The following is a 16,956-nucleotide window of genomic DNA, read 5'->3' as shown; positions in this document are numbered from 1 at the left end:
TCCAGACCACGTTGATCGTGCGTCGTCTCAGGGCGGGTGAGGGGGTTACGGCGTCGCCGCGCGCCGTCGCCTGACCCGTTCGTTGACCGCGCCGAGCGCCAGTACCACCGGCACCAGGAGGGTGAGGCACACGGCCGTGCCGGTCGAACCTCCGATGAGGGTGGTGAAGTTGGCGAGGATCAGCCAGATCGCGCCTGCCAGGCCCAGCACGCCCAGCACCGGGGCGACGAGGGTGTTCCACACCCGTCTGTCCAGGCGCTCGCGGCGGAAGAAGACGACCACCGACACCGAGGTCAGCAGGTAGAGCAGCATCATCGCCAGGACGGCCACCCCGCTGAACCAGGAGAAGAGGGTCAGCACCGGGTCCTTGCCGGTCAGCGCGAACGGGACGACCAGGGCCACGGCGACCACGGTCTGCACCCAGCCGGCGGCGGCGGGGGCGTGGCGGGGGTTGAGCCGGCACAGGCCCGGTGGCAGCAGCCCGTCGCGGCCGAGCGAGAACAGGTAGCGGTTGGCGGAGTTGTGGAAGGTGAGGATGCCCGCGAACAGGGAGGTGGCGAGCAGGATCGGCAGCACCTGGTTCACCCAGCCGCCGAACTCCGCGGCGATCGGCGCGAAGACGAAGCCGGTGGAGTCCCCGCTCGCCAGCGCCTCGCCCGCGGCCGCCGACGCCTTCGAGGCGCCGTAGGCGGAGATCAGCATCCAGGAGGTCAGCGCGAAGAAGCCGGTGACCACGAGGACGGACAGGTAGGTGGCCCGCGGGACGGTCCTGCTGGGGTTGCGCGCCTCCTCGCCGTAGATCGCGGTGGCCTCGAAGCCGAACATGGAGGCGACGGCGAACATCACGGCGACTCCGGGTGCGCCCTGGAGTGCCGCGGACGGCGAGAAGCTGTCGGTCAGGCCGAGCCCCTCGGGACCGCCGCCCTTGAACAGCGTGACCAGTCCGAACACCAGCAGGATGCTGAATTCGGCGGTGACGAGGACGGCCAGTACGCGGGCGCCCATCTCGATGCCGGCGGCCCCGAGCGCCTTCACCACGGCCATGGTGGCCAGCGCCCAGACCCACCACGGCAGGTCCAGGCCGGTGTGGTGGGCGACCAGTCCGCTGACGAGGGAGCCGTACAGCCCGTACATGGCCGCCTGGATGACGCAGTAGGAGAACAGGGCGAGGCCCCCGCTGCCGGCTCCGGCGGTACGGCCGAGCCCGGTGCCGATGTAGGTGTAGAAGGCGCCGGCGTCGACGACATGCCGTCCCATGGCGACGAAGCCGACCGAGAACAGCAGGATCATGGCGCCCGCGAGCACATAGGCGGCGGGCGTGCCGGCTCCGTTGCCGATGGCGACGGAGATCGGGGCCGCCCCGGCGATCCCGGTCAGGGGGGCCTGCGCGGACAGGACGAAGAAGAGGATGCCCAAAACGCCCAGCGCATTGGGCTTGAGCGTGGCTGCGGTGGATGTGTCCCGTACGGTCCGCTCCGCGGAGGCCGTCTGACTGTCCACTCGGATCACCTGCCAGAGAAAGGAGGGTCGTTTCAGGCCAAACGAGTTGCCTCATCGTGAGGGTGGAACTATCCGTTTGACAAGGGGGTGAGGGCGGGGAATCCGTGCGGATCGGCGATTCCTACGCCGCCGTGGCCTGCGGTCCGTGGCCACGCCGGTCGCGCGTACGGGTCAGGCCTAGTCCGGGTCGGCGGCGAGCTGCTGGAGCAGTTCGCGCAGCCGGACGAGGGCCTCTTCGGTGACCTCGCGCTCGCCGAACACGAGCTGGTGCAGGACCAGGCCCTCCAGGGCCGCGAAGACCAGCCGGTACAGGCCCCGGTCGACCGGCCGGGCGAGCATCTGGGACAGCTCGCGCCGGGTGGCGCCGAAATACTCCTCGTACAGGGCGCGCAGGTGCGGCATGAGCTCGGGACGGCGGCGCGCCTCCAGCAGCAGCTCGTACTGGAAGGCCTGGAGGTCCGGGCCGGACTCCACCATGTCCGACAGCCCGGCGGAGAAGTCCGCGACCCTGCCCGTGCCGGGTTCGAGCGCGCTGCTGTTCAGGGAGGAGCGCACGGCGTGGGCGAGCGCCTCCTCGATCAGGGCGTCGCGCGAGCCGAAGTGGTGCACGACGAGCCCGTGGGTGACCCCGGCCTCCTGCGCCACGGCCCGGTAGGTCAGCTTGCGCAGCCCCCCGCGGGCCACCACCCGCACGGCGGCATCGAGCAGCGCGTCCCGGCCGGCCCCGTAGTTCCGCACCCGCTTACGCGACCGCCGGCCGGGACCGGCTGCGGCGGGCGCGCCGGACTCCACGGCCGCATCAGGCCCGGTGGCGTCACAGGGTTCTACGCCTTGGTCGGGCCCGCCGGCCTCATGGGACTCCTCGGCCTGGTCCGGCCAGTTGGCCTCACCGGACTTCACCCCGGAAGCGGAAGCCGCAGACCCGGCGGGCGCCCCCGTCCTCGCGGTGGGCGCGGGGGCGGCGGGGCTGCCGGGAGCCGTGGGGTCCGTGCTCTGCGCAGGTGCCCCGGACTCCGCTGCCTCGTCTGGCTGTCCGGGCTCGGTCATGGCACCGACCCTATCGACCACGGGCCGTTCAGCGGCGCGGTGGGCGGATGCCACGGAATTCCCAGTCGCCGCCGAGCGCGGTGGACAGCACCTCCTCGGACTCGGTGGGCTGGGCGCCGACGTCGGTCCGGATCGGGGTCGGACCGGTGACGACGTAGTTGGTGAGCCGGCCCAGTCCCTCGACCTCGACCTCGACGACGTCGCCCGGCCGGACGGGACGCGAGTTGGCGGGAGTGCCGGAGAGCAGCACGTCACCGGGGTGGAGGGTGATGGTGCGGGCGATGTCGGCGACGATGTAGTGCATGTCCCAGGTCATCTCGTCGGTCGAGCCGTCCTGGACGACTTGGCCGTTGACGTAGGTCCGCAGCCGCTTGCCGCGGAAGTCCCAGTCGGTGACGAGGCCGGGGCCGAGCGGGCAGAGGGTGTCGGAGCCCTTGACGCGCAGCATGGAACCGGCGTCGGTGTCGCGGAAGTCGTGCAGGCCGTAGTCGTTGGCGACGGTGTACCCGGCGATGTACTCCCCCGCCTCGGCCGGCGAGATGTTGCGCGCCGTCCTGCCGATGACGATGGCGACCTCGCCCTCGTAGTTGAGCCACTTGCAGCCCTCGGGGCGCACGATCGCTCCCTTGTGGGAGTTGAGTGCGGAGGTCGGCTTGTGGAAGTACGTCGGGGTGTCGGGCAGGCCGATCCGGAACTCGTCAACCCGGCTGCGGTGGTTGAGGTGGACGGCGATGACCTTGGAGGGGACCACCGGGGGCAGGTGCCGCGCGTCCTCGGTCTTGACGCGGCGGCCGTCCCCGGCGACCAGCTCGTCCCCGTCGACGGTGACCTGGACGGCGGCACCGTCGAGCAGGATGCGGCGGTACTCGGGCATGAGGGGCCTTTCTAGGCGGTCGGGTGGGGGGCGTTGGACGTGGACAGACCGGTGCCGGTCCAGCCCTCGGCCGGGCGGTCGAACCACAGGTGGACCTGACCGGTGCCGATGGAGTTCTCGTACTCGCCGTACTGGCGGGCCCTGGCGACACAGTCCCGCTCGCCGAGCGCGCCGGCCATCATCAGGTAGTGGGAGAACTTCGCCTCGGGCTTGTACTTCCAGAACTCGTCCATGGTGTCGAGGACCCGGTCGTGGCGGCCCTCCTTGAACCAGGCGATGCGCTCGTGGTCCGCCTCGCGGGCCTCGGGCGTGAAGATGTGGGCCGGGTCGCTGGCCTCGTGGTCGCGCAGCTCGCGCAGCGGCCAGAAGGTGTGCGACAGGGCGCCGGAGGCGATGAGCAGGACCCGGCGGCCGGGGGTGGCCGCGATGCCGTCGGCGAGGGCGCGGCCGAGGCGCAGGTGGTCCTCCATGTCGCCGGTCTGGCAGACGCCGATGGTCACCCACCGCTTGTCGGGCAGTCCCTCGCCGAGGAACTTCCACAGGTTGATGGTGGCGTAGTAGATCGGCAGGTACTCGTCGTCGATCGCCGTGATCCAGGTGCCGTGCCTGTCGGCGAACGAGGCGATGTTCCGCGCGAGTTCGGGATCGCCGGGGAAGTCGAAGGGCATCCGGCACATGCCGCGCGGCAGCTCCTCGGAGGTGAACAGGCCCGCGCGCCGGTGCTGGGCGGTGACGACGAACTCGACGGTGGTCGCCCAGTGGGAGTCCAGGACGACCACGGTGTCGTATGCGTGGGCGGCGTCGCGTGCGAAGACGTCCTCGCGCAGCTGCTGCAGGCCGGTGACGAGGGTGATCTCCTTGCCCTCGTTCAGCTCCAGCCGGGTCTCCTTCGGCAGTACGACGGTGGGGACGTGGGCGAGCAGCCCCGCGCCGACGATCTCACCCATGGTCCTTCCATCCCTTCGGGGCGGTGACGGTGTTCTTCAGGTCGCAGTAGAAGTCGAAGCTCCAGGTGCCGCCCTCCCGGCCGACGCCGGAGTGTCGGGAGCCGCCGAAGGGGGCCTGGAGGTCGCGGACGAAGAAGCAGTTGACCCAGACGGTGCCGGCGACGAGCCGTGCGGTGACGCGTTCGGCGCGCTCGTGGTCGCCGGTGGCGAGGGTGGCGGCCAGGCCGAAGCGGGTGTCGTTGGCGAGGCGGACGGCCTCTTCCTCGGTGCGGAAGGTCTGAAGGGTCAGCACGGGGCCGAAGACCTCCTCCTGCACGATCTCCGAGTCCTGGGCGACGTCGGTCAGCAGCGTCGGCGCGTAGAACCGGTCGTCCTTCCGGTGGCCGCCGATGACGGCCCGGGCTCCGGCCGCGAGCGCCCGCCGCACGAAGCCGTCGATCTTCTCCAGTTGGCGGGGGTGGATGTTGGGGCCGATGTCGGTGGCCTCGTCGCGCGGGTCGTCCTGCACCAGCCGGGAGGCCTTCTCCGTGAAGCGCCGGGTGAACTCCGTGGCGATCGGCTCCTCCACCAGCAGCCGGGTGGCCGCGAGGCAGACCTGGCCGGCGTTGTCGTACTGCTCCACGGCGAGGTCCACGGCGAGGTCGAGGTCGGCGTCGGCGAACACCAGCAGCGGGGACTTGCCGCCTAGTTCGAGGCTGAGCGGGGTGAGGTTCGCGGCGGCCGACGCGGAGATCCGCTGGGCCGTCGGGACGGAGCCCGTGAAGCTGATCCGGCGCACGTCCGGGTGTGAGGTGAGCGCGTCGCCGATCTCCGAGCCGAGGCCCTGGACGACGTTGAGGACACCGGCCGGGAGCCCGGCCTCGGCGGCGATGTCGGCGAGCAGCGAGGCGGTCAGCGGGGACCACTCGGCGGGCTTCAGGATCACCGTGTTGCCGGCGGCGAGGGCCGGGGCGACCTTCCAGGTGGCCAGCATCAGCGGCGCGTTCCACGGCGTGATCAGCACACAGGGGCCGGCCGGGTCCCAGCTGACGTGGTTGGTGTGGCCGCGGCCCGCGGCGGAGCCGCCGATGTACGTCGTGAAGTCCTCGTGGCCGAGTCGGAGCAGCCAGTCGGCGAAGAAGCGGAAGTTGTGCGCGACGCGCGGCATGACACCGCGGCGGTGGGAGCGCAGCAGGGCGCCGTTGTCGGTGGTCTCGACGATCGCGAGTTCTTCGAGCCGCTTCTCCACGCCGTCGGCGATGGCGTGCAGGAGGCGGGCGCGTTCGGCGCGCGGGGTGGCGGCCCAGCCGGGGAAGGCGGCCTTGGCGGCGGCCACGGCGGCGGCGGCCTCGCTCGCGGTTCCGCGGGAGATCTCGCCGAGTGCGGCGCCGTCGATGGGCGAGACATCGGTGAAGGTGCCCGCGGAGGCGACGCGTTCGCCGCCGATCCAGTGCCGGGTGTCGACGGCGACTGAGGCGACGGTGGCGGTGTGGGTGTCGGTCATGTCCGGTCTCCAGGATGTTTCGTCTGCGGGTGCGTCACTCGGCTCCGGACGTGCCGGACTCCAGCAGGCGGCCGCCGTCCCACACCACGCCGACCTGGCGGTAGTACGCGGCGATGGGCTCGCGCACCTCCAGCCGGGCCAGTTCCTCGGTGGGTGCCTCGAACAGCTCCAGATCGGCGTCGCCGACCCACGGCTGCCCGCCCTCGAAGGAGGCGGCGCCGGACTCGATGAGCTCGTCCAGGGCGAGGCCCTTGCCGTTCTCGATCGAGGGCAGCCAGCGGTGGTGGGCCATGGGGTGGCCGTTGACGAAGCCGTTGGTCTCGGACGGCTCCCGCAGGGTGACCACGGCCTGGGCGATACGGCGGTCGGAGGCGGCGAGCGTCGCGCCGAAGCGGGCGCCCGCCTCGATCCGCGGGGCCGGCCCGTAGGGGTGCGGGCGGGTCTGGTGGATCGAGCCGAGCTTCTTCGGGTAGCCCTGGTGCAGCCCGCGGGCGATGGCGAAGTCCTTGTCCACCCAGATGTGGACGCAGCGCGTGTACGTCTGCCCCTGGTAGGTGCAGCGGACGACGGCGAAGGCCTCCTTGTACTGGGCGCGCACCGGGTCCAGCAGTTCTTCACCGGAAGCCGAGCAGGACTGCCAGTCGGCCCAGATCAGTGCCACGGCGCCGGGGTCCTCGTCGGCGAGTTCCAGCGGCTCGGGCAGCAGTTCGCGCACGCGTGCCGGGTCGGTGCGGTACTCGACGGTGAGCAGGTCGCCGGAGTAGTGCCACGGCGGGGAGGGGATCAGCGACGAGGCGCCCGTCGCCGTCTTGGGGTGGAAGAATCCGCGGACGGTGGTCATGGCAGGCGTTCCTTACGCGGTGAGGGCGGACGGCTTGAGCAGTTCCGCGCGGTGGCGGGCGGCGGCGGCCGCCGAGGCCTGGCCGCCGAGGGCGACGACGCCGACCAGGCGGCCGTCCCGGTGGTAGCCGGCGAGCACGTCCCCCTCCGGGTCGCCGTCGAGGATCCGTACGTCGCCGAGGCCGAGCCCGGGCGCGCCGAAGGACTGGAGGCGGAAGTCGTGCTGGTCGCTCCAGAAGGTGGGCAGCGGCGCGAACGGGTCGAGGCCGGCGTCGGTGCCGCCGAGGTGGGCGGCGAGCACGCGGGCGGCGTGCTTGGCGGTGTCGGTGGGGATCGACCAGTGCTCGACGCGGCGTGGTACGCCGTCGTAGCGGGCGTTGGGGAAGCGCGCGACGTCGCCGACCGCCACCACCTCGGGGCGTGAGCCGGCGCGCAGGTGCTCGTCGGTGAGCACCCCGTCGGTGAGGTCGAGGCCGTTGCCGTCGAGCCATTCGGTGTTGGCGGCCGATCCGACCGACTCCACCACGACGTCCGCGGGGAGCACGGTCCCGTCGCCGAGCAGCACGCCGGTGACCTGGTCCGCGCCCTCGAAGCCGGCCACGCCGGTGCCGAGCGCGAAGCGCACTCCGCGTTCCTCGTGCCGTTTCAGCAGGGCCCCGGCGAGCAGTTCGCCGAGCGGTGCGGCCATGGGCAGGGGCAGCGGGTCCACGACGGTCACCTCGGCGGCGCCGAGGGCGACGGCGGTGGCGGCGACCTCGCAGCCGATGAAGCCCGCGCCCACCACGACCACCCGGACGCCCGGGCGGGTCAGGGCCGCGCGCAGTTCGCGGGCGTCGTCGATCGTTCGGACGGTGTGCCGTCCGCGCAGGGGTCCGGGGCAGCGCAGGCGGCGGGGCCGCATCCCGGTGGCGACGACGAGTCCCGCGTAGGACAGGGTCTCGCCGTCGTCGAGTTCGACCAGGCGCCGGTCGAGGTCGGCGGCGACGACCCTGGTGCCCAGGCGCCATTCGGCGTCGGCGACCGCAGCACGGGGCCGGAAGGCCAGCGACTCGAAGGCCGCCTTGCCGGCCAGGACCTCCTTGGACAGCGGCGGCCGGTTGTAGGGCAGGTGGGGTTCCTCGCCGACCAGGGTGATCGGGCCGGAGTATCCGGCGGCCCGGAGCTGCTCGGCGGCGCGCAGGCCGGCCATGGAGGCGCCGGCCACGACGACGGGTGCGCTCACGGCTCAGTCCTCGATCCGGATGGCCTGGAGCGGGCAGACGTCGGCGGCCTCCTCGACCTCGTCGCGCAACGCGTCGTCGGGGTCGCCGACGTAGGCCAGACGGCCGGTGTCGTCGAAGCTGAAGACGTCGGGGGCGGCGAAGACACACTGACCGTGGTGCTGGCACTTGTTCATGTCGACGACGACCTTCATGGCCGGTCCTCCTGGTGCTGAGGGCGTCGGGCGGGGGAGCTGGGAGGGAATGGGGCCCGGACCGGATGCGGCCGGGCCCCGGCCGGCGGGGTGGGTGACACCGCACCCCGAACTCGTTTGGCATCAAACAACATAGGAAGCGGCCGGACCCTGGTCAATAGCTATCCGGATGGATAAATTTTTGCGGCCAGCCTCTTGCGGCGAGGTGACGGGGTCCATACCGTTTGGCCTCAAACATTGAGCGGCCCCTGCTCCTCCCCGCAGTGCGGCGCCGCCCGTCTTCCCCTCTCCCAGCGCCCGCTCCGGCCTGGGAAGCGCCCCACATTCCCCAGAGGAGACTCCGGTGAGCGCATCCGACTCCCCATCCGTCCGCCGGCACCAGGACCGGCTCGCCGCCGAGGGCGTCGACGTGGTCCGGGTGACCTATCCCGACCTCATCGGCACCGACCGCGCCCGGGACGTCCTGCTGGAGCACCTGCCCTCGGCCTGCGACCACGGACTGGCCTTCTGCCGCGCCGTCTACCACACCAGCCCGCAGGGCGACGTCGTCCCGGTCGCCGGCGGCCTGGACGCGGGGCTGCCCGACATCTGCGTACGACCGGATCTCGACACCCTCGTGTCCCTGCCCTGGGAACCCGGCGTGGCGAGCTGCCTGGGCGAGGTCACCGACCCGGCCACCGGGCTGCCCGCCCCCGAGTCACCCCGCAACCTGCTCCGCGCCGTCCTCGACCGCTGCCGCGAGCACGGACTGCACCCGGTGATCGGCCCCGAACTGGAGTACTTCCTGTGCGAGCCCGCGCCCGGCTCCCCGCGCGGCTGGCGCCGCTACAGCGACGCCCGGGGCGTCGTCTACACCGCGGGCCTGCGCGCCGACGACGACAACCACCTGCTGCGCACCCTGCGCCTGCTGCGCGCCGCCGACCTCGGCGTGAGCAGCGGGAACCACGAGTTCGACGGGGGCCAGTTCGAGATCAACCTGACCCACTCGGAGGCGCTGTCTGCCGCCGACCGGGCCTTCCGCTTCAAGTCGGCGGTCAAGGAGCTCGCCCGCAAGGAGGGACGCCTGGCCACCTTCATGGCCAAGCCGTTCAACGACGCGGGAGGCTCCGGCTTCCATCTGCACCTGTCCTGCGAGGACAACGACGGCGGCAACGTCTTCGACGACCCGGCGTCGCCGTACGGCCTGTCCGCGACCGCCCGGCACGCCGTCGCCGGCATCCTCGCCCACGCGCCCGCACTCGCCGCGCTGGCCAATCCGACGGTCAACTCGTACAAGCGCTTCGGCCCGGACACCCTCGCCCCCTGGCTGATCGACTGGGGCCTGGACAACCGCAGCGCCATGGTCCGCATCCCGCCCGAGCGGGGCGCCGGCTCCCGGCTCGAACTGCGCCTCGGCGATGCCGGCGCCAACCCCTACCTGCTCATCGCCGGGACCGTGGCCGCCGCCCTGCTCGGCGTCCTGGCCGGCGAGGAACCGCCGGCCCCGCTGGACGGATACGGCTACGACACCGAACGGTCCGCCATGCTCCCGGCCACCCTGTCCGCCGCGCTGGACGCCCTGGAGGCGGACACCGCGCTGGCCGGCGTCCTCGGCAAGGACTTCACCGCCTCCTACCTCACCTACAAGCGCGACGAGGTCGAACGCTTCGGACGGCACGTCACCGACTGGGAGTTCACCGAGTACGCCTACCACCTCTGACCGAACCCGCCCCGCCCGTGGCACCGCGCCCCCGCCCCCTGACGCCGCATCCCGCCGGCACCGAGCCCCGTGACGCCGAGGAGAAACCGCCCATGACCACCCCGCCCCTGTCCGCCGCCGTCCGCGAGCCGCTGCCGCTGGCCGACGTGAACCTCGCCGACCCGGACAACTTCACCGACGGCGTCACGCCCTGGCGCATGTTCCACACCCTGCGCCACGAGGACCCGGTGCACTGGCAGCCCGAGGAGGCGCCCAACTCCGGTTTCTGGAGCGTGACCCGGCACGCGGACATCGCCCGCGTCGACCGCGACGCCGACACCTTCACCTCCACCCGGTTCGTCAACCTCGAGGAGGTCGACGACGACCAGATCAAGAAGCGCGCCTCCATCCTCGAACTCGACGGGGTCCGCCACCGCGCGCTGCGCAGCCTGATCCAGCGCCAGTTCGGCGCGAACGTGATCAACAGCTACGGCGACTTCCTGCGCGGCCTGACCGCGACCACCCTGGACGCGGCGCTGGCCAAAGGCACCTTCGACTTCGTCAAGGAGGTCTCCGCCGACTTCCCCATCAACGTGCTGGCCCGGCTGCTCGACGTGCCCCCGGAGGACAACCAGCAGCTCATCGACTGGGGCAACCGCATCATCGGCAACACCGACCCGGACTACGCCGACGTGCTCCTGCACTCCGAGGAGAGCGAGAAGTACCGCGACCTGCCCTTCCGCTCCCCCGCCTCCCTGGAGGTCTTCGCCTACGGCCGGGAGCTGGCCCGGCAGCGACGCGGCGGCCACGGCACCGACCTGGTCTCCCGGCTGGTCAACAGCACCCCGCGGGACGGCGTCCCGCTCTCGGCGCAGGACTTCGACAACTACTTCCTGCTGCTGGTGGTGGCGGGCAACGAGACGACCCGCCACACCATCAGCCACTCCACGCTGGCCCTGCTCCAGCACCCCGAGCAGCTGGCCCGCCTCCAGGAGGACCCCTCGCTGATCCCCACCGCGGTCGAGGAGTTCCTGCGCTGGGCCTCACCCGTGTACCACTTCCGCCGCACCGCCACCCGCGACGCCGAACTCGGCGGCAAGCGGATCAAGGAGGGCGACAAGGTGGTCATGTGGTTCGCCTCCGGCAACCGTGACGAGGAGGTCTTCGGCAACCCGTACGACTTCGACGTCACCCGGCGGAACAACGACCACGTCACCTTCGGCAAGGGCAGCCCGCACCTGTGCCTGGGCAACCTCCTGGCCCGCACCGAGATCCGGATCATGTTCGAGGAGCTCGTCCCGCGCCTGGCCGGCATCCGTCTGGCCGGCGACGTGCCCCGGGTCCGCTCCAACTTCGTCAACGGCATCAAGAGGCTGCCGGTGGAGGTGACCCTCGCCTGACGGGCGCAGGCGGTCCCGCCCCACGGCAGCCCGCCTCATCAGGTCATCCGGCCGGGGACCTCCGGGTGTTCGACCCGGCAGACCAAGGCGTCCTTCTCGACGTCCGCCACGATCGTGTCACCGGGGTCGGCCGAGTCGCTCAGCAGCAGGGAGGCGATGCGGTTGTCGAGTTCGGCCTGGATGGTGCGGCGCAGCGGACGGGCGCCGAACTCGGGCTGGTGGCCGTGGGCGACCAGCAGCCGCTTCGCGGCGTCGGTGACCTCCAGTTCCAGGCCCTGGGCGCGCACCCGCCGGCGGCTGTGGTCCAGCAGCAGGTCCAGGATCCGGTCGAGGTCCTCCTTGCTCAGGCCGTGGAAGATGATGATGTCGTCGATGCGGTTGAGGAACTCGGGCAGGAACCTTCCGCGCAGGTCCTGCATCAGCTGGTCCTTGATGGCGGCGACGTTCCCGTGGTGGGCGAGGATCCGCTGGGCGCCGATGTTGGAGGTCATGATGACCACGGTGTTGCGGAAGTCGACGGTACGGCCCTGGGCGTCGGTGAGGCGGCCGTCGTCGAGGACCTGGAGCAGGGTGTTGAAGACGTCCGGGTGGGCCTTCTCCACCTCGTCGAAGAGCAGCACGCTGTAAGGCTGGCGGCGCACCTTCTCGGTGAGCTGGCCCGCCTCCTCGTGGCCGACGTAGCCGGGCGGGGCCCCGACGAGCCGGGAGACGGTGTGCCTCTCCTGGAACTCGCTCATGTCGAAGCGGACCATCCGGTTCTCGTCCCCGAACAGCAGGTCGGCGAGCGCCTTGGCCAGTTCGGTCTTGCCGACCCCGGTGGGGCCGAGGAACAGGAACGAGCCCACGGGCCGGTTCGGGTCGCCCATGCCGGCACGGCTGCGGCGCACCGCCTGCGCGATCGCGGTGACGGCCTCGTCCTGGCCGACGACCCGGGAGTGCAGCGCCTCCTCCAGCTTCAGCAGCCGCTCCTTCTCGCTCTCGGTCAGCTGGGAGACGGGAATGCCGGTGCGCCGGGACAGCACGTCGGCGATGTCGTCGACGGTCACCTCCAGCACGCCCTCGCGGCGCTCGGCCAGACCCTCCAGCTCCGTCTCCACCTCGGCGATCCGGTCCTTGAGCCCGGAGGCCCGTTCGAAGTCCTCGGCGGCGACGGCCTGGTCCTTCTCACGGCGCAGCTTGGCCAGCCGGTCCTCGCGCTCGACGACCTCGGTGGACCGGCCCAGGGACCGCAGGCGCACCCGCGCGCCGGCCTGGTCGAGCAGGTCGATGGCCTTGTCGGGCAGGAACCGGTCGGTGACGTAGCGGTCCGACAGCTCCGCCGCGGCGACGAGGGCGTCGTCGCTGTAGCGGATCTGGTGGTGGGCCTCGTAGGAGTCGCGCAGACCCTCCAGGATCTGCACGGTCTCCTCGACGCTCGGCTCGGGCACCATGACGGGCTGGAAGCGGCGTTCCAGGGCGGCGTCCTTCTCCACGTACCGCCGGTACTCGTCGAGGGTGGTGGCTCCGACGACGTGCAGCTCACCGCGGGCGAGGGCCGGCTTGAGGATGTTGCCCGCGTCCATGGCGCCCTCGCCGGTGGCTCCGGCGCCGACGACGGTGTGCAGTTCGTCCAGGAACAGGATCGTCGACTCGGAGGCCGCCTTGACCTCGTCGATGACGTTCTTCAGCCGCTCCTCGAACTGGCCCCGGTACTGGGCGCCCGCCACCAGTCCGGTGAGGTCCAGGGCGACCACCCGCTTGTTCTCCAGGGTCTTCGGCACGTCCCCGTTGACGATCCGCTGGGCCAGCCCCTCGACGATGGCGGTCTTGCCGACGCCCGGCTCGCCGATCAGGACGGGGTTGTTCTTCGTGCGGCGGGAGAGGACCTCGACGGTCTGCTCGATCTCGGCGGCCCGCCCCACCACCGGGTCCAGCTTCGCGGCCCTGGCCTCCTCGGTCAGGTCGCGCCCGTACTGGTCCAGGGTCGGGGTGTCGCTCGGGGGCTCGGCCCCGCCGGGCGCGGTGTCGGGGCGGGACGCCGTGTCGGCGCTGCGGCGCAGCTGGTCCGTCTCGATGCCGTGGGCGCTCAGGGCGCGCGCCGCCGCGGCGCCCGGGGTGTCCAGCAGCGCGCCGAGGATGTGCTCGGGGCCGATGTACGACACTCCGGCCGCGCGGGAGTGCTCGTAGGCACGCAGCAGCACCCGCTTGGCGGCCGGGGTCAGGCCGGGCTGCGCGGAGGGGGTGCCGCTCTCGCTGGGCAGCGCCTCGGCGAGGGCCGCGCCGAGGCGGTCCGGGTCGGCTCCGGCCTGGGCGAGCAGGCCGCGGGCCGGCTCCACCTGGGTGCACGCCCAGAGCAGGTGCTCGGTGTCCAGGTCGGAGCTGCCGTCCTCGGCCGCCCGCCCGGTGGCCTGGTTGATCAGCTCGCGCGCGGAGTCGGTCAGCAGCCGTCCGATCGGCACGCGCTGCACCTGCGGGGGCGCCGCGCCCGGCGTCATGCCGAAGAAGCGGTTGAGGATCTCGGAGAACGGGTCCGGGCCGCCGAAGGAGGCGCCGAAGGGGGACATCGTCATGATCGCCGTCCGGAACGTGGGCAATGAGTCACCTTCCAGCCCAACCCGCCGAATGGAGTACCGCAACGCGGCCTACGCCGGTCCGGTGCCGGAGGCGGCTCTCCCCGGAGCCGGGCCGCGTCCGGCAGACTCACGGCATGGAGACCGCCGCGCACCTTCACGCACTGGACCGCCAGGGCCGTCTGCTGGCGGCCGCCGCCGAGCAGGCGGGGCCCGACGCCGCGGTGCCGGCCTGCCCGGGGTGGCGGGTACGGGACCTGCTGCGGCACACGGGCGTGGTGCACCGGTGGGCCGCCGGCATCGTCGCCGACGCCCGCACGTCACCGCGCCCGATGGGCGATCCGCCGGATCTGGACGGCGCCGCGCTGGTCGCCTGGTACCGGGCCGGTCACCGCCTGCTCGTCGAGACGCTGGCCGCGACGCCCGCCGACGTGGACTGCTGGACGTTCCACCCTGCTCCGTGCCCGTCCCCGCTGGCGTTCTGGACCCGGCGGCAGGCACACGAGACGGCGGTCCACCGCCACGACGCCGAGGCCGCGCGCGGCGGCACCCCGGACACCCTCGGCACGGCCTTCGCCGTGGACGGTATCGACGAGCTGCTGCGCGGCTTCCACGCCCGCTCCCGCAGCCGGGTCCGCAGCCGCGGACCGCGGGTCCTGCGGGTGCGCGCCACGGACGCGGACGCGGTGTGGACCGTGCGCCTGTCCGACGAGCCACCGGTCACCACCCGGACCGCTTCCACCGCCTGCGACACCGAACTCTCCGGCCCCGCCGACCAGTTGTACCTCGCCCTGTGGAACCGCGCCTCCGTGCCGAACGTGACGGGAGACCGCTCCCTCGCCACGCTGTGGCGGGAGACGTCGGGGATCGTCTGAGCCTCGCCGCGCCGCCCTTGCCCGCCGGGGACGCGGCTGTTTGACTCCCGGCATGAGGGCTCACGGGGGACGGCGGAGTCAGGCCGAGCGGGACGCGATGACCGTCGAGATCATGTACGCGCTGTGCAGCGCCGCGTTCGCGGCGGTGGTGGTGTTCGGGGCCGTGGCCGGCCCGGTGCTGCTGTTCGATCTGCCGCGGGTCGTCTCCACGGTGCTCCTGTGGGCCGGCCTGGTGCTCGCGCCGGTCGTCTTCACCGTCCGGGTCGTCGGCGTGCTGGTGCGTTTCCGGCAGGCGTCTCAGCCCAGCCATCCCGGTCGTACCAGGCCCGATTCGTAGGCGAGGACGACCAGTTGGGCGCGGTCGCGGGCGCCGAGCTTCACCATGGTGCGGCTGACGTGGGTCTTGGCGGTGAGGGGGCTGACGACCAGGCGGCGGGCGATCTCCTCGTTGGACAGGCCGATGCCGACCAGGGCCATCACCTCGCGTTCGCGTTCGGTGAGCTGCGCGAGGGCGTCGGCGGCCGCCGGTTCCTTGGACCGGGCGGCGAACTCGGCGATCAGGCGGCGCGTCACTCCGGGCGACAGCAGGGCGTCGCCGCCGACCACCGCCCGTACCGCGCGCAGGAGTTCGTCGGGTTCGGTGTCCTTGACCAGGAAGCCGGAGGCGCCCGAGCGGATCGCCTCGAAGACGTACTCGTCGAGTTCGAAGGTGGTGAGCATGACCACCTTGACGTCCTTCAGCCGCGGCTCGCCGGTGATGCGGCGGGTCGCGGCCAGTCCGTCGAGCAGCGGCATGCGGATGTCCATGAGCACCACGTCGGGACTCAGGTCGCGCACCTTGCGCAGGGCCTCCTCCCCGTCCGCGGCCTCCCCGGCGACCTCGATGTCCGGCTGGGCGTCGAGCAGCGCCTTGAAGCCGGCCCGTACCAGGGACTGGTCGTCGGCCAGCAGTACCCGGATCACCGGCTCTCCTCCTCGGTCGTCAGGGGCAGTACGGCGAGCACCCGCCAGCCGCCGTCGGGACGCGCTCCCGCGTCGATGGTGCCACCCAGGGCGGCGGCGCGCTCACGCATCCCGGCCAGGCCGTTGCCGCTGCCGCCGGCGTCCGCGCCGGTCGCGGGCCCGTCGTCGTCGATGCGCAGCCGCAGCGCGCGGCGGTCGTGGTCGAGGCGGACGCGCGCGTGCCGCGAGCCCGAGTGGCGTACGACGTTGGTGAGCGCCTCCTGGACGATGCGGAAGGCGGCGAGGTCCGTGCCGGGCGGCAGCCGGGGCGGTGCCCCTTGGACCTCGACGGTGAGGCCGGCGGTCGCAGCCTGCTCCACCAGCTCGGACAGCCGGCCGAGGCCGGGCGCCGGGGTGCGCGGGGCGTCGCCGGGGGTGCGCAGGGTGTCGAGCACCTGCCGCACCTCCCCCAGCGCCTCCTTGCTGGCGGCCTTGATGGTGGTCAGCGCCGTGCGCGCCTGCTCCGGGTCGGTGTCGAGCAGGGCGAGGCCGACGCCCGCCTGGACGTTGATGACGGAGATGCTGTGCGCGAGGACGTCGTGCAGTTCACGGGCGATCCGCAGCCGCTCCTCGTCGGCCCGCCGCCGGGCGGCCTGGGCACGCTCGGCGCGTTCCTTGACCCACTGCTCGCGGCGCACACGGGCCAGCTCCGAGACCGCGACGACGGCCACCACCCAGGTGGCGATGGCCAGTTCCTGCCCCCAGGAGGAGGCGGTGTCCCCGGGAGGCGGCAACCAGCGGTACAGCCAGAGCGCGATCAGCGCGTGCCCGGCCCACAGCATGCCCACCGACGCCCACGCGGCCCTGCGGTGCCCGGCGACGACGGCGCTGAAGCAGCTGACGGCGACGGCCAGGAAGACGGGTCCGTACGGGTATCCGGCGGCGTAGTAGACGAGGGTGGTCGCCGCCGTGCCGAACACCACGAACGCCGGATACCGCTTGCGCCACAGCAGCAGCCCCGAGGTCACGAGCAGCAGCGCGAGCCCGTAGCCGTCCAGGGGCACCCGGTGGCCGTGCTGGTTGCGGGCCGCGAAGTGCGTGCCGATGAGCGCGAAGGCGGTGAACAGCGCGGTGGAGAACCAGGGCCAGTGGCGGCGGGGCGCCCCCTCTTCGTCGGCGCGGTGCCACCACGGGGGGCCGTGCCGCCACCACTGCGGCGGGCCGCCCCGGCGTACGCGCTGCTCCGTCATGACCGCCACGCTAGACGGCCGACGCCGCCGGGGGCGTCAGCCGGGCGAGGTGATCACGCGTACTTCCCGGGGAGTACGCGCGTTCGCGGGTGCCCGGGAGCACGCGCCCTCGCGGGTGCCCGGGAGCACGCGCCCTTGCACAGGAGCCGGGGAGTGC

Annotated in this window: 15 protein-coding genes; 4 read left to right on the top strand and 11 right to left on the bottom strand. The window is 72.5% G+C overall.

Annotated elements, in window-relative coordinates:
- Positions 1-45 precede the first annotated feature (45 nt).
- The 8 genes from ABZ818_RS28845 to ABZ818_RS28810 form a co-directional block, all read right to left on the bottom strand.
- Positions 46-1,500 carry an APC family permease gene (locus ABZ818_RS28845; RefSeq protein WP_361420699.1) on the bottom strand — a complete coding sequence of 485 codons (1,455 nt, stop codon included), beginning with the start codon at positions 1,498-1,500 and terminating at the stop codon, positions 46-48.
- Positions 1,501-1,677: 177 nt separating this feature from the next.
- On the bottom strand, positions 1,678-2,292 hold the full coding sequence (locus tag ABZ818_RS28840; RefSeq protein ID WP_361420786.1) for a TetR family transcriptional regulator: 615 nt from the start codon (positions 2,290-2,292) through the stop codon (positions 1,678-1,680).
- A 283-nt stretch (positions 2,293-2,575) separates the two neighbouring features.
- Positions 2,576-3,421: a fumarylacetoacetate hydrolase family protein gene (locus ABZ818_RS28835; protein ID WP_361420696.1), complete on the bottom strand. Its 846-nt coding sequence runs from the start codon at positions 3,419-3,421 to the stop codon at positions 2,576-2,578.
- Between the two features lie 11 nt (positions 3,422-3,432).
- On the bottom strand, positions 3,433-4,368 hold the full coding sequence (locus ABZ818_RS28830) for a 3,4-dihydroxyphenylacetate 2,3-dioxygenase (protein ID WP_361420693.1): 936 nt from the start codon (positions 4,366-4,368) through the stop codon (positions 3,433-3,435).
- Positions 4,361-5,851, bottom strand: a complete 1,491-nt coding sequence (locus tag ABZ818_RS28825; RefSeq protein WP_361420690.1) for an aldehyde dehydrogenase — start codon at positions 5,849-5,851, stop codon at positions 4,361-4,363. The genes ABZ818_RS28830 and ABZ818_RS28825 overlap by 8 nt, the downstream gene beginning before the upstream one ends.
- A gap of 34 nt (positions 5,852-5,885) precedes the next feature.
- Positions 5,886-6,692, bottom strand: a complete 807-nt coding sequence (locus ABZ818_RS28820) for an acetoacetate decarboxylase family protein (RefSeq protein ID WP_361420687.1) — start codon at positions 6,690-6,692, stop codon at positions 5,886-5,888.
- A gap of 12 nt (positions 6,693-6,704) precedes the next feature.
- Positions 6,705-7,913, bottom strand: a complete 1,209-nt coding sequence (locus ABZ818_RS28815; RefSeq protein ID WP_361420684.1) for an FAD/NAD(P)-binding oxidoreductase — start codon at positions 7,911-7,913, stop codon at positions 6,705-6,707.
- Positions 7,914-7,916: 3 nt separating this feature from the next.
- On the bottom strand, positions 7,917-8,105 hold the full coding sequence (locus tag ABZ818_RS28810) for a ferredoxin (RefSeq protein WP_361420682.1): 189 nt from the start codon (positions 8,103-8,105) through the stop codon (positions 7,917-7,919).
- Between the two features lie 343 nt (positions 8,106-8,448).
- Between ABZ818_RS28810 and ABZ818_RS28805 the strand changes: the two genes are divergently transcribed.
- Together ABZ818_RS28805 and ABZ818_RS28800 are read left to right on the top strand one after the other, a co-directional pair.
- Positions 8,449-9,804: a glutamine synthetase family protein gene (locus tag ABZ818_RS28805; RefSeq protein WP_361420679.1), complete on the top strand. Its 1,356-nt coding sequence runs from the start codon at positions 8,449-8,451 to the stop codon at positions 9,802-9,804.
- A 92-nt stretch (positions 9,805-9,896) separates the two neighbouring features.
- Complete coding sequence (locus ABZ818_RS28800; protein WP_361420676.1) at positions 9,897-11,183, top strand: cytochrome P450; 1,287 nt, start codon at positions 9,897-9,899, stop codon at positions 11,181-11,183.
- 38 nt (positions 11,184-11,221) lie between these two features.
- On the opposite strand, the gene ABZ818_RS28795 is transcribed toward ABZ818_RS28800, so the two are convergent.
- Entirely contained in the window at positions 11,222-13,732 is a 2,511-nt protein-coding gene (locus tag ABZ818_RS28795; RefSeq protein WP_361420783.1) for an ATP-dependent Clp protease ATP-binding subunit, read from the bottom strand.
- Positions 13,733-13,869: 137 nt separating this feature from the next.
- On the opposite strand from ABZ818_RS28795, the gene ABZ818_RS28790 reads away from it, so the two are divergent.
- Both ABZ818_RS28790 and ABZ818_RS28785 read left to right on the top strand, forming a co-directional pair.
- The gene (locus ABZ818_RS28790; RefSeq protein WP_361420673.1) at positions 13,870-14,607 is read left to right on the top strand and encodes a maleylpyruvate isomerase family mycothiol-dependent enzyme; all 738 of its coding nucleotides are present in this window, start codon (positions 13,870-13,872) and stop codon (positions 14,605-14,607) included.
- A 52-nt stretch (positions 14,608-14,659) separates the two neighbouring features.
- Positions 14,660-14,944 carry a DUF6332 family protein gene (locus ABZ818_RS28785; protein WP_361420670.1) on the top strand — a complete coding sequence of 95 codons (285 nt, stop codon included), beginning with the start codon at positions 14,660-14,662 and terminating at the stop codon, positions 14,942-14,944.
- Here the strand turns inward: ABZ818_RS28785 and ABZ818_RS28780 are convergent.
- Complete coding sequence (locus ABZ818_RS28780; protein ID WP_141363819.1) at positions 14,905-15,570, bottom strand: response regulator transcription factor; 666 nt, start codon at positions 15,568-15,570, stop codon at positions 14,905-14,907. The genes ABZ818_RS28785 and ABZ818_RS28780 overlap by 40 nt on opposite strands.
- Complete coding sequence (locus ABZ818_RS28775; protein ID WP_361420667.1) at positions 15,567-16,799, bottom strand: sensor histidine kinase; 1,233 nt, start codon at positions 16,797-16,799, stop codon at positions 15,567-15,569. Before ABZ818_RS28775 ends, ABZ818_RS28780 begins: the two co-directional genes overlap by 4 nt.
- Between the last annotated feature and the right edge of the window lie 157 nt (positions 16,800-16,956).

This window comes from Streptomyces sp. NPDC047453, assembly GCF_040643155.1.
In the GTDB taxonomy this organism is placed as follows: domain Bacteria; phylum Actinomycetota; class Actinomycetes; order Streptomycetales; family Streptomycetaceae; genus Streptomyces.
Note: the sequence above shows the minus strand (reverse complement) of the source record. Positions and strands in the feature narration are given on the sequence as shown.